This is a genomic window from Polaribacter sp. Asnod1-A03 (assembly GCF_045063585.1).
GTDB lineage: Bacteria > Bacteroidota > Bacteroidia > Flavobacteriales > Flavobacteriaceae > Polaribacter.
The window spans coordinates 2,621,585-2,635,818 of record NZ_JBEFOE010000009.1; the positions used below are offsets into that span (position 1 = coordinate 2,621,585).

Consider the following 14,234-nt stretch of genomic DNA (forward strand, 5'->3'; position numbering starts at 1 on the left):
TATTTATTTATTTATTTTTTATTTTCAGGTTTCTCAGTTTCATCAGTTGCTTTGCCTTCTTCTTTTTCTTCTTTAGCCTTTTTATCTTTTTTAGAATTTAAAATAGAGTCCCAAAGTTGTTGAAATTCATTAAACTCTTTAGTAAAGATTAATGCAACCCCACTAACAAAAGTTTGTCCGTCAATTACGTTTTCAAATTCACTTTTTCTAAAACCTTTTAAACTGTATCTACCATCTTCTGTAAGTTTGTATTCTAAACTTACATTACCAATTAAAGGAGATTCTTCTTCTGTTTGGCTACTGCCTTGTATGTCTATTTCACTACCAACTCTTACAGTTAAACGATCGTTAAACAATTTCTTTTGAGCAGCAACATCTAATTGAGTTCTATCCGTTGGTGTGTCTCCTTGATAATCTGTAAAACTGTTTAAACCAAAATCTAATTGAACACCAGAACTACCTAAGATTTTATCGGAAAAAGAATTTAATTGACCAGAAATAGCATCATTTAAATTGTCTCTTGCAATGGTTGCAAAACCACCAGAACTACCATCGCTACCAGAATCCGGATAAAACCTATTTAAAACTAATAAAGAAAAAACTTGCTTATTTAGCTCGTCTTCTTGTTGATTTACTTCTTGTACTCTCTCGTAAACTTGACCACTAATTGCACCTTGTTCATCTTCTGGCATATCTAAATTAAAAGATATCTTTGGTTGTAACAATTCGCCAGCAATATTTAAATACACATTAAAAGGTAATACTTGTTTGTATTTATTTTGCACAGAAGAGTCTTCACCAGAAATTTGTGAAGCCATTAAACTTAAAGCAGATGTTTTTAAAGTATAGGTTGTACTTATATCTAGCTTTGCATCAAAAGGATCACCAACCCAAGAAATACGACTACCAGGAACTAAAACAAATTTTCTGTCTACAACATTGTATAAGTTTAGTTGATATTGCCCTGAAGAAACCTCATAAGCACCTGTTAAAGATAAGTCTCCGTTTGGTGTCATTCTAAAGATAAAATCACCTTCACCAGAAACCTTAAAGTTATCGCCAGTTTCTTCATTAATAATAACACTTACTGCCGCTTGCTTATCAATTTTTAAAAGTGCTTTTATATCAAAACCTGTAATTGTAACAGTTTCTTCTTCTGTCTGTGTTAAAATTGCATCAGGGTTATTTCTATTTACAAAAGAAACAATACCATCTCTTTCTTCTATATTCGCATACGTAGAAGGTAGTATATATGTAATATCTGTGTCTGAACCTACTACTAATTTTGTGTCTACTTTTGGTATTTGTAAATCTCCTGTTAGTTTTGTATCTGCATTAAAAGAAACTTTTCCGTAGAAAGATTCATTATCTTCTTTTGTAGCATTTAATACTCTAAAATTAGTGGCTTTAATGTCTAAATTAAATGAAGGGTTTATGAAGCTTTCTGTGTTAACTTCTCCAGAAAATACAAGCGAATTATTTGATGCATCTAAAATTGTAAAGTTAGACATGTTTAAACCTTTGTTGTCAATATTTAAAGTTTCATCTTGTAACTTAAATTTTGTGTTTAGTTTGGCAACGTTAAAAACAGCATTTGTAAATTTTAAACTTCCATTATAGATTGGTTCAGAAGTTTTACCTGTAATTTTAAAGTCACCAGAAAAACTACCAGAAGTTTCTTTAATTTCTCCTAAAGAAAGCGTATTCAAGGCATTCATTTTAAAAGAATTAATTATTAAATCTAAGTTTAAATTAGCATCATTATTTTCTGCTAAATAGTCTCCTTTAATATCTAAATCTACATCACCTTCTTTTAAGGCAGCATTAAAATTATATTTACCATTTTCTAAAGATTTTGCATCTAAACTTAAGTTACCAAAGTCTGTGTTTAAAACTTTTAATTCACTAATATTTAAATCTGCAATAATACCCGTGTTTCCAAAAGGTTCTTCTAAAATAAAGTTTCCGTTTAAAATACCTGTTGTAATTTCTTTATCTGGACTTAAATAATTAAAGATTTCATCGATTTTAAAGTTTTGATAATTTAGTGCAACATGCTCTTTATTAGTGCGTTGTGTTTTATCTGTAATTTCTATTGATTGATTGCCACGACTTATTTTAAAATCAGAAAATGATAGTTTCTCGTTTTCAAAAGTTATAGCATTTGTTTTGGGTATTTTCCAACTATTATTATTTAAAATAAGACTGTCTTGAATAACAGTAAATTTTAATTGTTTGTTGTTTCTGGTGATAACGGAATTTACATTCATTAGTTTTTCTCCATCGTAAAAACCAAGAAAATTAAGAGATAGTAACTTTCCTTTTTTATTTCCTGTAATAATTGTTTTAGGTATATTTAAAGGACCAGCTGTTATTTTTTTAAAACCTGCATTAAAGTTAAAATCTTCTTTGTCTGTGTTCATAGAAAAAGACAGACTGTCTAATTCATTACCACTAAAGTTAATGTGAGGTGCCGTAATATTTGCGGATAATTTTCGTTTTTTCTCTTTAAAATCAACATCAATATTTATGGTGTCTAAATCTTTTAAATTGACTAAGAAGACTTCATTTAAAAGCGGAGTTTGAGAAACTTTAGCGTTTAAAATTAAATTAACAGGGTTTGTAATTGTATCAGAAATTATATCTTCTTTGTAAAAATAACTAGAAATATGACGTTGTAATGCAGTGCTAAATGTTTGTGGATCTGTGTTTGACTCTAGGTTTAAATCAATCATTTTATTATTGATAGAAACAGCAGTAGTATCTCTGTCTACAAAAGCATTAGCAGCTAAAGAACCTAACAAATAAGTTTGATTATTATAGACAACTACACCGTTTTTTATATCACTTTTTACAGTATATTTTTCTAAGTTTCCTTTAAAATCTAGAGAGAATTCCATGGCAGATTTTACATTACGCTGCATTAAACCAAGTGCTTGTAAATCTGCGCCAATCAAGTTTAAATTTAAATTAGCTTTTGTATTTATAGAATCTAAATCTACAGTTGTATTTAAATCTAGATTTAGATTTTTGTCTTTATAAGTAGATGTAATTTTACCTTTACTATTTTTTAAGTTTCCTTCAATATTTAAATCAGTAATATCATAATTTTGTAATTGAAATTTAGAAATGTTTGTTGATAAAGTAGCATCTAAATCATCTAAGTTTTTACCGTTTCCAGAGGAGTTTATAGTAACGCTTAATTCACCAAAATTAGGATTCATTAAAAGAGAACCAATGTTGTATTTATCAACTTTTACAGTAGCATTGTAACTTATTTTTGTTTGATTTTTAAAGTTTCCTTTAATATTTGCAAAACCTTGTGTTGTTTTAATTTGTGTATTAGTAGAAATGTTATTTAAAGAGCCATTTGCTTTACTAGTTATTAAAATATCTTCTGGTAATTGAATACCAAACGCTTTTTCATCTATAATTTGTATAAGATCTTTTCGTTTAGTTTGTGTTCTAAAATTAGATATATTAAGCTGTAATTTATCAGGATCCGTGATGTTTTTAAAGTTTCCGTCTAGAGAGATTTTTGTGTAGTTTCCCCAGTTTATTGTCGTGTTAGAGATAGCAACATCTGCTAAAGACCCATCAATATTTAGAGTTCCGGTAAAGTTTCTTTTACTTAATTTGTTAATGTATTCGTTTTCTTTTAATGTAGGTTGTAGTTTAAAAAGAGTTTCTAAACATAAACTAAAAGAAGGTATTTGTAGTTGAATATTTGTGTTTTCTGGTGATGAAATTAATTGAGAAATAGAACTATAATCTGCTTTTGCAAAACCAGTAATTTTATTGTTATTCAGTTGAATATTTATATCAGAAGCTTCAAATTCATTATCGCTCAGTTTAGTGTTTAAAGCAAATTCTTCTAAGTTAAAGCCAGATTGCTCTTTAAATTGAAATGTATTTAATTGTAAGCTTGCTTTTTTGTCCTTAAATAAGATATCAGAAATTTTTAGTGTTATATTTTCTAAAGAAATCGCATTTGGATTAAAGGTGTTTTCAACAACTTTTTCATCATCTACAAAATATTGAATCTTGTTGTTTTCTATATCAATATCGGATATTTCTACATCAAAATCTGGCCAAACAAAATCTATGTTATTTGTAGTTGTATTCTCAGTAATTTCAGGATTACTTGAAGCTGTCTTTAGAAGGATATCAGAATTTTTTAGTTGTAAAGTTGTAAGATTAATTTTGTTGTTAGATAGATTAATCTCTGGAATTTCTGTATAAAATTCGTTAATATTTATATCGGCAATTAATTTATCATCTATATTTTTAAAATATGTTTTTACATTTTTTAGAGTGATTTTATTTGCAGATAAAACTGGTAAAACGGATTCTGTACTTGTGGTATCTTGAGCTACAGATTTCTGAACTAATTTAATATTTGTATTAGAAAGAGCAATTTCATCTGCATTAAAAATCATTTTATCTAAGTCAAGGTTATCCATACTAGCAGTTAGATTTCCAATTTTAAAATGACTATCAATGCCTAATACTTTATCATCAAAAACAACATTAATATTTTCTAAATCAAGATTTCCAATAATAATATTTAATGATTCTGTTACTGTGTCTTTAACGGTAGGTGCAGTTTCTTCTGCTACAAAAGCATCTATTAAAAACTGAAAATTATATCCAGAAATAGTATCTTTTCTTTTAATGTTGGCACGCAAACCAGTCCATTCTAAATCATCAATACCAACAGAAGTTCCTCTAATCATTCCCCAAAGTGGCAAGTTTGCTTCTAAAGACTTAGAGTAAACTAATGTGTCTCCTTTGGTATCTTCTAAATACAAACCATCTAACTGCAAGCCTCCTTTAAAAGTTAAAAACAGTTTATCAATAGAGATTTTTGTATTTGTTTTATCGGAAACATAATTTATTGCTTTATCAACAATAATGTTTTGTCCCCATGGACTTCTTATAAAAAGGATTAATAGCGTAACAAGAATAAAGAAGCCTAAAAATACGCGTAATAACCTTCTTAAAAACCGATATTTTTTATTTTTTACTTTTTTAGACACAGTATTTGGTAATTATAGCTTTGCAAATGTAACTTGCAAATGCTAATCAAATTGTCTCTGTATGATAATATTTTAACTCATATGCAAAAATTAGGATTATTTATGAGCTTTTTTTAAAATTATACTTTCGTAATAGATTTAAATGTGGTTGCATTTTGAAACTTTATTGATTAGATTAGTTCAGTATCAATAATAGTTTGGGTAATTAGTGTTTTATGAACAGGACATTTAGAAGAAATTTCTTTTAGGCGTTGTTTTTGTTTATCATCTAAATTACCAACTAATTTTAATTTCTTTTGTAAATGATCTATTCTAGCAGGTTTATCAAGGTCAAAACCTAAATCATCACTATGTTTTTTAGAATAAGTGATGTAAACGAAAACCTCTTGTAGATCCCATTTTTTGCGTTCTGCGTATAGTTTTAAAGTCATAACTGTACAAGCTGCTAAACCTGCACACAAATAATCGTAAGGAGATGGACCAAAATCGTCTCCGCCAATACTTTCTGGTTCGTCTGCAATAAAGGAATGTTTTTTTGTTTGAATAGAAGTGGTAAAATTATCTTCCAGTAAATTTAAATGCCCTACTAATTGTTCTCCATTAGAAGAAATCATGGTATTTTCTTCAACATCAAAATAGCGTTTTACCCAAGTACCAATAACATTACCGACATAAATACTATCTCTAGATTTAGATAAAAGATGATTTGCATCGTCTAAACTTACAAAACTTTTAGGGTGATACGCATTTACATACAATTGTTCAGCATTTTCTACGCCCACAACAGTGTCTAAAGGAGAGTGCATAATTAAAATAGGTTTGCGTAATTCTTTGGTTATTTTTGGTAAATCTGTTTTGTCAAAATCGGCTACAAATTCTTGATTTATTTTAAAAGGTCTTCCGCCAATATTTACTTCTACTTCCCCTTTTTCTGTAATTTCATCTAAGCCATGAGAAAATAAATGAGTAACATGGTTTACTGTTGCAGGTGCACCAATTGTTGCTACCGCTTTTATGCTTTCTAATTTAGCAGCAGCAACAATTACTGCTGCACCACCTAAAGAATGACCAACTAATAAAGAAGGAGCATGGTAATTAGATTTTAAAAAATCGTTTACGTCTACTAAGTCTTCTACATTGGCAGAAAAATGACTGTCTGCAAATTCCCCTTCGCTTCTTCCTAATCCTGTAAAATCGAAACGAACTACACCAAAACCATCATTTGTTAAAGCACGACTGATGTTTTTTACAGCAGTTAATGTACTGTTACAAGAAAAACAATGTGCAAATATTGCATAGAAACTAGGTTTTTGGTTTGCAGGTAATTCTAAATAAGCCTGTAATTTTAATCCTTTTCTATTTTTAATTTCTAGTTTGGTAGTTTTCATTTTATTGATTTTTTAAATAGTCGAATTTAGATGGGTAATTTTACGGTTATCTACATTTTTAGAAAACAGTTGTAATAAAAGTTTCAATTTTGGATTGATGTAATTTTTACAAAAGGGTTTCTCTGGGTTTGATTGATAATAATTTTGAAACTCTGCAGTATTTAGCTTAAAACTATTAAAAAATAAAATTTTAGTGATTATTTTATCATTAAAATTAGTTTGTAGTTCTTTAAGTATTTGTAAACTTTCTTCTTTTTGTTGTTGGTTGAAATAATAAATAGCAGAGCGATATTTATTTCTCATAGAATGATTACTGGTACTTTTATGCGTTAATAAATGAATTTCGGTTAATGTTTTTAGTGTAATTATTTTAGCATTATAATAAACAACAACAGCTTCAGAAAAAGTGCTATTTTTTTCTGTTGATGAAATCCAACCTTGTTCCACTTTGTTTACACCAATTAATGCCTGAAAAACAGCTTCTGTACACCAATGACAACCACCGCCAAAAGCAATTTTGGTTAATTCCATTCTAATTGTTTCCTTTCTGTCCAATAAGCATCAGTAGGAATTTTAAATGTATTTAAGGTTTCAATTTCTTCTGTAGAAAGAGAAAAATCATTTAATTTTAAATTTTCTTTTAATTGATTTATGTTACTCGCTCCACTTAAAACAATAGCATTGGTTATTGTTTGCTCACAATATTTTAAAGAAATTGCATCTACACCAACATTGTGTTTTTTAGAAATTTGCTCTAATTTGGTATACATTTCTTTATAATAAGGATATGTTTTATTACTAAAAATCCTTCCGTTTGCCAAAGCTTCTTTTATAACAATCGATTTATTTTTGCTGATTAACTCTTTAGAAACCTCTGATAAACTTTGGTCTAAAAAATTATATGTTACTTGAAAAATATCAAAAATAGGAGTTCCATCAACCAAAATATCTAAAGCTTTTTTTATGACTTCTACTTGGTTTGTTCCTGTAGTTGTTAAACCAATTTTAACATTGAATTCCTTTTTTAAAAAGGCTAAATATTCTAAAACTTCCGTGTTTTCTAAAACACCGGTTTCTAAAGTAGCAGAATGAATTTGGTATACTTTTAAATAGGGGAGTAGTTGTTTAGAAAAATTCCACTGTTCTTTTAATTTAGATAAACTATGCTCTTTAACCTCATGTACTTTTGCATCAGGGTTAAAATTTGCGGTATAGGTATAACCCCATTTTGTAGCAACTACAATAGATGAATCCTCTTTTGTCTGTAACCATTCTAGCAATAATTCTTCTGCTAAACCATAACCAGGAGCAGTATCAAAATAACGAATTCCTAAATTGTAAGCTTCTTCTAAAGTATTAAAACTTCCTTTTTTAAAAATTTCTAAATCAGAATTGTCGCAACTTTCTAAGCGAACATTAATATATTGTGGTCTGCCTAAAGCAGCGGTTCCTAAACCTAATTTCATGTGTTTTTTGTTTTTATGAGCTACAAGATAGCATAGAGCAACCTACTTTATTTCTTGCCCATTCTGGTCTTTTTGCAAACCATTTTTCGTTTTCAGGTTGCTCTGCATATGGTTTTTTTAATAATTGAAATAACTCATTTATTAAAGTGTAATTCCCTTTATCAGCTTCATCAATTGCCATTTGAGACATATAATTTCTTAGCACATATTTAGGATTTATTAAATCCATCTTTTCTTTTCTTTCTTTAGATGAAATTCTTTCTATGGCAAGTCTATCAGTATATTTTTTAAACCAAGCATTCCACTTGTTTTTTATGTCATCAGAAATATTTTCTACATCGTAAAAAGCATCTTTAATCAATTTAAAACCTGTTTTTTCATCAGAAAAATTACTTAATTTTCTAAAGAAAATTGTCATATCTGTTTCTACTAATTGTAAGTTTTCTTCTAAATCTTGAATTAGTTTTAAATCGTCTTCATCCGAAATAATTAAACCTAATTTAGATTTCATCATTTGTAAAGATTGCTTTTCAAAATCGATTTTATATTGCTCTAAAATGGTATTTAATGGTTCTACTTCTTCAATTATTGGATACAGAGTATTTGCCAATTGATACAAATTCCATAAACCAATATTTGGCTGATTTCCATATCTATAACGTTTATGTTGTCTGTCTGTTGTATTAGGTGTCCAGCCAAAATCGAAACCTTCTAACCAACCATAAGGCCCGTAATCTATGGTTAAACCTAAGATTGACATGTTATCGGTATTCATTACTCCGTGTACAAAACCAACTCGTTGCCAATCGATAATCATTTTTAAAGTGCGCTCTGAAACTTCCTTAAAAAAGTGAATGTAATTTTCTTTGGATGGTTTCCCTAAATGCGCAAAATGATGTTTGATGGTGTAATTAACCAACTTTTTTAAATTTTTGATATCTTTTCTAGCTGTAAAAATTTCGAAATTTCCAAAACGTAAAAAACTAGGAGAAATTCTAGAAACAATAGCGCCTTTTTCGTAAGCCGGATTTCCATCGTATAAAACATCACGTAAAACTTCATCACCAGATAAACTTAAAGACAAAGATCTTGTGGTTGGTACGTTTAAATGAAACATAGCTTCTGCACACAAATATTCTCTAACAGAAGAACGTAAAACAGCTAAACCATCTGCAGTTCTAGAATACGGAGTTTCACCAGCACCTTTCAATTGTACTTTCCAGTTTTTATTTTGATGTTCAATTTCAAATAAATTGATGGCTCTTCCGTCTCCTAATTGTCCTGCCCAATTACCAAATTGATGTCCGCCATAACACATTGCATAAGGTGTTGTGTTAGGGTAAATTTCATTACCAGTAACGATGTTTTTAAAGAATTCTGATTTTAATTCATCATTAGAAATTCCTAATTTATTTGCCATTTCTGGTGAAATATGAAGAACCTCTGGTTTTTTTGTTTTCTTGGGTTTTACATAAGAAAAAACGGCATTTTCTACTTGTCTTCTAGAGTTTTCTAAATTAGAATCCGAAGGCAATTCTGAGGTAAAAATATTTTGTATGTTTAATTTCATGCCAACTTATCTGCGTGTAATTTTCTCAATTTACTTAATTTTGGTGCAATTACAAAACTACAATATCCTTGTTGTGTGTTTTCTCTATAGTAATTTTGATGTTCTTCTTCCGCTTCATAGAAAATATCCAAAGCACTAATTTCGGTTACAATTTTATCATCATAATAAGGTTGTATTTCTTCTAAAACCGTTTCTGCTATTTTTTGCTGAATGTTATTATGATAATAAATTACAGATCTGTATTGAGTTCCTCTATCTGCGCCTTGTCTGTTTAAAGTGGTAGGATCATGCGTAGTCATAAAAACAACTAAAATGTCTTGGTAAGAAATAATATCCGCATTAAAAGTAATCTGAATTACTTCTGCATGACCTGTTAAACCAGAGCAAATTTCTCTATAAGTTGGTTTGCCAGGAGCATTACCACCAGAATAACCAGAAACTATTTTCTCTACACCTTTTACTTCTTGGAATACAGCTTCTGTACACCAAAAACATCCACCGCCTACAGTGGCAATTTGTATGTTTTCACTCATTATTTTTTATCTAAAATCATAGATTGAGAATTAATACAATAACGTAATCCGCTTGGTTCTGGTCCGTCAGGAAAAACGTGCCCTAAATGTGCATCGCATACATTACACATTACTTCAACTCTAACCATACCAAAAGAAGTGTCTTTATGGTATTTAATAGCATTTTCTTTAATAGGTTGTGTAAAACTTGGCCAACCAGAACTAGAATCAAACTTAATAGTAGAGTCAAATAAAGGGGTGTTGCAACATGTACAATTGTATTGTCCTTCATCAAAAATACTACACAAATCGCCAGAATTAGGTCTTTCTGTACCTTTTAGTCTTGTAATTCTAAATTGTTCTGCAGTTAATTGAGATCTCCAATCTTTTTCAGATTTTTCAATTCTCTTATCTGGTATTGGGTTTTCTTTAGTTGCGAAGTGAATAACTTCTGTCCAAGTAAGCATATTTATTTCCTTTCTAAGTTATTATTATTGTTTGCAATCAATTTTTAGACGTAAAACTACTTGTTATCTTACAATAAATAATTAATTTGTAAGTTTTGAAAGCAATACATAAATTTACGACGAATATTGATGAAACGAATACTCGTTTTAAAATTTCTTTCCATTCATTTATTAAATTATTTTTACATGAGCACATTATTAATTGATATAGAAAAATATGTTTTTAATTTACTAAGCAAAACATTAGAAGCAACTTTTGTCTATCATAATGTAACACATACGCAAAGTGTTGTAGAAAAAGTAATTGAGCTTGCCGATAATTTGGAAGTAGATGAAGTTTCTAAAGAAAATTTACAGGTAGCGGCTTGGTTTCATGATACTGGTTTTACAAAAGGAGCACAAAACCATGAAGATGAAAGTGTACTAATTATAACAGAATATTTAAAAAGTAAAAATATTGAAGCTGATAGAATTACACAGATTTGTGATTTAATTCTAGCAACAAAAGTGGGGCATTTACCTACAAATATTTTAGAGAAAATAATTATTGATGCTGATTGTGCTCATTTAGGAAGTAAAAGTTTTGAGGATAGATTAGAGCTTTTAAGAAAAGAATGGGAAACTATTTGTGGGGAAAAATATTCTGATGAAGATTGGATTGCTTTAAATATAGATTTTTTAACAAAAAAGCACTCATATTATACTGATTATGCTTTAAAAAATTGGAGTAAGAGAAAAGATAAAAACATAACAAGCCTTCTTAAAAAGCAGAGTAAATTAAAAGAAAACTTACAGAAGTTTAATCAGAAAAAAGAAGCTTTAGAAATTAAAAGAAATAAAAATGAAGTGCCAGAAAGAGGTGTAGAAACTATGTTTAGAGTGGCACTAAAAAACCACATGACATTAAGTAATATTGCAGATACTAAAGCCAATATTTTGCTTTCTGTAAACGCAATTATTGTTTCTTTGGCGCTGTCTAATTTATTACCAAAGTTAGATAATCCATCAAATAGTTACTTGATAACACCAACTGTTGTTTTTATTATTTTTACAGTAGTTTCTATCATTTTATCAATTTTAGCAACAAGACCTAATGTTACAGAAGGGAAATTTACTAAAGAAGATGTGGCTAATAAAAAAGTGAATTTATTATTTTTTGGTAATTTTCATCAAATGGAATTACCTGATTTTGAATGGGGAATTACAGAAATGATGCAAGATAAAGACTATTTATATGGTTCTTTAACTAAAGATTTATACTTCTTAGGTTTGGTTTTAAACAAAAAATATAAAATTTTAAGACTTACTTATACTGTTTTTATGATTGGTATTATTGTAAGTGTTATAGGGTTTGCTTTGGCTTTTAAAATGCAAGAAAGAGGCGCTATATAAAAATTAGGCCTCTATTTCTTTAATTAAATCATTTAAAGTAATGGTGCTTTTTGCATCAAAATTCTTTTGATAAATAACTTCAACTCGTAAAGCTTTTAAGCCAGAAACTCCTTGTAAATCTTCTAATTCTAAAAACTCTATTTTACCTAATTGTTTTCTAGATTGTAAGAAGTTAATGTATTTTATATATTCTAAAGCATCTTTGTCTTGCGAGTATACAATAGCAATTTTACCAGGCACAGTTAAACGCTCTGTAGTATCTTTTATGTTTGCTTTATCTATTCTTTTCTTGATAATTTCGTATCTAATATTATAGGCGCCATCAACATCAAATTGCTTTTCGTCCATTCTAAACTTAATAGCCATTGGGTTACTATGTACTAGAATTAATGAAGCAACTCTTAATTCTTGCTTCATATTTTTACGTTCGTTAAAGGCAATATTTTCCATTTCGCACATGGTTTGTAATTGCCATAAACGTAAGTTATATAGGTAAATATCATCAAAAGAATCCTTTTTTGTAATAGATTCTCCAATATACATGTTAAACTCAACACCATCCGTTTTGTATCTTTCAAAATAATGAGGGTGCATTTTTTGAGCGTCTTTTTGTTTTTTATCTATATAGGTTGCAAGCTTATCGTTTAAAATAGTAACGCTTTTTTCATATTCTTTTCTTTTCTCATAAACAACGCCTAAATCTTTGTCTAAACGATTCATGTAGACAGATACTTTTTTAGACAGTTCTTTGTTTATGCCTTTAATATGATTAAAAATAGGATAAATATCTCGTTTTAAGAATTCTAAAATATTTATTTCATCACCTGCATTTAAGCCTTTGTTTACTTCTTTTAAAAAGGTAGCAACCCTAAACATTAACTCGCTATAAATTGGTAAAGATTCGTTTTTACAAGCATTTTTTAAAACATCAATTGCTAACGTTAATTGCGTGCTTAAATCTTGTTGAATAGCATTGTTTCTTGCGTCTGATGAACCTTTAATATCACTTTGCCCATATAATGGATATACATTATGAAAAACAATTTCATCTAGTTTTGCATTTTCATTTGTTTGATATTCTAGTTGATATTTTTCTGCAGCTTCATAAAAACGCCATTTTACAGAACTATGTATAGATGTGTAATTTTCTTGAATTGTAGCTTCTAAAACATTCTGTCTTTCTTCAGAAAGTCTTTTTACAGCAGCTTCAAATACGGGAATAATATCTTTTAATTTATTAATATTAGCAGAATTTAAATCGTAAGATCTTGGAGAAGCAATTTCTAGTAATGCTAAGTCTCCATTTTCTGTTGCTTTAATAGGAATTATAATAATACTTAATATTCCAGAATCGTATAAATTTTGATAAAACGGATTTTTATCAGTATTTAAACCGTACTGTTCTACATCAGAAATAATAAAAGTTTCTTGTTTTTGGAAAACCTTTTCCATAATTCTATCACAGAAATAACCTCCGCTACAACTAATTTCTACATCCTTATTTAAAATAATGCTGTTAGATTTTTTGATAGCTGCTTCACAGATTTTTGTGTTTACATTATCAAAAATAGAAAAGCCTAACTTTAAATCTCTAATACCATAAAAGTCTCTTAAGTTATTTTGTAGCTTGTAAATTAACTCATTACCTCCTGCTAATAAATTTGCTTTTATGGCAGAAAGCATTTCTTCTGAAGTTACATCAAAAAGATTTACGAGGACAAAGCCTTTAAAAATATAACTATTAGTTGGGAATTTTTCTTTCCAAATATCAATGTTTTCAAAATTATTTAAAAGAATTTTAAAGTCTTCACTGGTTAAATTAGGAGCATTTTCTGTAGGCGTTATTTCAGAAAAATCTGCATTAAAAGTAGCTCTATAATATTTCATTGTTCCTGTTGCTTGATCAGGAATATCAAAATAAAAAGGTCTTTTTACATCTATATTAAATCCATAAACATGGCTTAGAATAAACGTACAGGCCATAATGTACATACTATTTTCTTCAAAATTGCGCACGTTTAATTCGTAGTTTTCACCAGCATTTTTTATAATGTCTGTAAACCTGTCTGTAAATTTAAATGAAGTAAAGGAAAAAGGGGTACTTGCAGCTTTTATCTCATTAGAAAGTAAAGGTTCTGGAAATAAAGGATTTAATAATAATTCTATCTGTTCACTATATTTATCTAATAAAGAATAATCAGAAAAGCCTGTAAACAATTCTGGGGATTTTTTAAAAAGAAGCAACATCTTTTTTGCAGTCTCATTATAAGGATGATTCTCAAAATCTTTATGTGCGTATTTTTCGAAAATTACAAATACTTTCTGAAACGAAATGTATAATTGTAACGGTAATTCCGTTTCAGCGGTTATGTTAGATTTTATGATTTTCATAAAAAAGAC

9 protein-coding genes are annotated in these 14,234 nt (G+C 28.7%); 1 reads left to right on the top strand and 8 read right to left on the bottom strand.

Features of this window, described 5'->3' with window-relative positions; genetic code table 11:
• Positions 1 to 11: 11 nt before the first annotated feature.
• From ACJJVY_RS11905 to msrB, 7 genes are all read right to left on the bottom strand, one after another.
• The gene (locus ACJJVY_RS11905; protein ID WP_405608786.1) at positions 12 to 5,039 is read right to left on the bottom strand and encodes a translocation/assembly module TamB domain-containing protein; all 5,028 of its coding nucleotides are present in this window, start codon (positions 5,037 to 5,039) and stop codon (positions 12 to 14) included.
• 170 nt (positions 5,040 to 5,209) lie between these two features.
• Positions 5,210 to 6,427 (bottom strand): alpha/beta fold hydrolase, encoded by a 1,218-nt coding sequence (locus ACJJVY_RS11910; RefSeq protein WP_405608789.1) that lies wholly within the window; start codon positions 6,425 to 6,427, stop codon positions 5,210 to 5,212.
• Positions 6,428 to 6,439: 12 nt separating this feature from the next.
• Entirely contained in the window at positions 6,440 to 6,958 is a 519-nt protein-coding gene (locus ACJJVY_RS11915) for a peptide-methionine (S)-S-oxide reductase (RefSeq protein ID WP_405608792.1), read from the bottom strand.
• Positions 6,949 to 7,893, bottom strand: a complete 945-nt coding sequence (locus ACJJVY_RS11920) for an aldo/keto reductase (RefSeq protein ID WP_405608795.1) — start codon at positions 7,891 to 7,893, stop codon at positions 6,949 to 6,951. The genes ACJJVY_RS11915 and ACJJVY_RS11920 overlap by 10 nt, the downstream gene beginning before the upstream one ends.
• A gap of 13 nt (positions 7,894 to 7,906) precedes the next feature.
• Positions 7,907 to 9,463 (bottom strand): protein adenylyltransferase SelO, encoded by a 1,557-nt coding sequence (locus ACJJVY_RS11925; protein ID WP_405608798.1) that lies wholly within the window; start codon positions 9,461 to 9,463, stop codon positions 7,907 to 7,909.
• The gene (gene msrA, locus ACJJVY_RS11930; protein ID WP_405608801.1) at positions 9,460 to 9,996 is read right to left on the bottom strand and encodes a peptide-methionine (S)-S-oxide reductase MsrA; all 537 of its coding nucleotides are present in this window, start codon (positions 9,994 to 9,996) and stop codon (positions 9,460 to 9,462) included. The genes ACJJVY_RS11925 and msrA overlap by 4 nt, the downstream gene beginning before the upstream one ends.
• Entirely contained in the window at positions 9,996 to 10,442 is a 447-nt protein-coding gene (msrB, locus tag ACJJVY_RS11935) for a peptide-methionine (R)-S-oxide reductase MsrB (RefSeq protein ID WP_405608804.1), read from the bottom strand. The genes msrA and msrB overlap by 1 nt, the downstream gene beginning before the upstream one ends.
• 186 nt (positions 10,443 to 10,628) lie before the next feature.
• Between msrB and ACJJVY_RS11940 the strand changes: the two genes are divergently transcribed.
• Positions 10,629 to 11,834: a Pycsar system effector family protein gene (locus ACJJVY_RS11940; protein WP_405608807.1), complete on the top strand. Its 1,206-nt coding sequence runs from the start codon at positions 10,629 to 10,631 to the stop codon at positions 11,832 to 11,834.
• A gap of 3 nt (positions 11,835 to 11,837) precedes the next feature.
• On the opposite strand, the gene ACJJVY_RS11945 is transcribed toward ACJJVY_RS11940, so the two are convergent.
• Entirely contained in the window at positions 11,838 to 14,225 is a 2,388-nt protein-coding gene (locus ACJJVY_RS11945; protein WP_405608810.1) for a GAF domain-containing protein, read from the bottom strand.
• Positions 14,226 to 14,234: the final 9 nt, after the last annotated feature.

Excerpts from the sequence above, each read along its gene's own strand:
- ACJJVY_RS11910 (WP_405608789.1), bottom strand. The coding sequence starts at position 6,427 with ATGAAAACTACCAAACTAGAAATTAAAAATAGAAAAGGATTAAAATTA.
- ACJJVY_RS11915 (WP_405608792.1), bottom strand. The coding sequence starts at position 6,958 with ATGGAATTAACCAAAATTGCTTTTGGCGGTGGTTGTCATTGGTGTACA.
- ACJJVY_RS11920 (WP_405608795.1), bottom strand. The coding sequence starts at position 7,893 with ATGAAATTAGGTTTAGGAACCGCTGCTTTAGGCAGACCACAATATATT.
- ACJJVY_RS11925 (WP_405608798.1), bottom strand. The coding sequence starts at position 9,463 with ATGAAATTAAACATACAAAATATTTTTACCTCAGAATTGCCTTCGGAT.
- msrA (WP_405608801.1), bottom strand. The coding sequence starts at position 9,996 with ATGAGTGAAAACATACAAATTGCCACTGTAGGCGGTGGATGTTTTTGG.
- msrB (WP_405608804.1), bottom strand. The coding sequence starts at position 10,442 with ATGCTTACTTGGACAGAAGTTATTCACTTCGCAACTAAAGAAAACCCA.
- ACJJVY_RS11940 (WP_405608807.1), top strand. The coding sequence starts at position 10,629 with ATGAGCACATTATTAATTGATATAGAAAAATATGTTTTTAATTTACTA.
- ACJJVY_RS11945 (WP_405608810.1), bottom strand. The coding sequence starts at position 14,225 with ATGAAAATCATAAAATCTAACATAACCGCTGAAACGGAATTACCGTTA.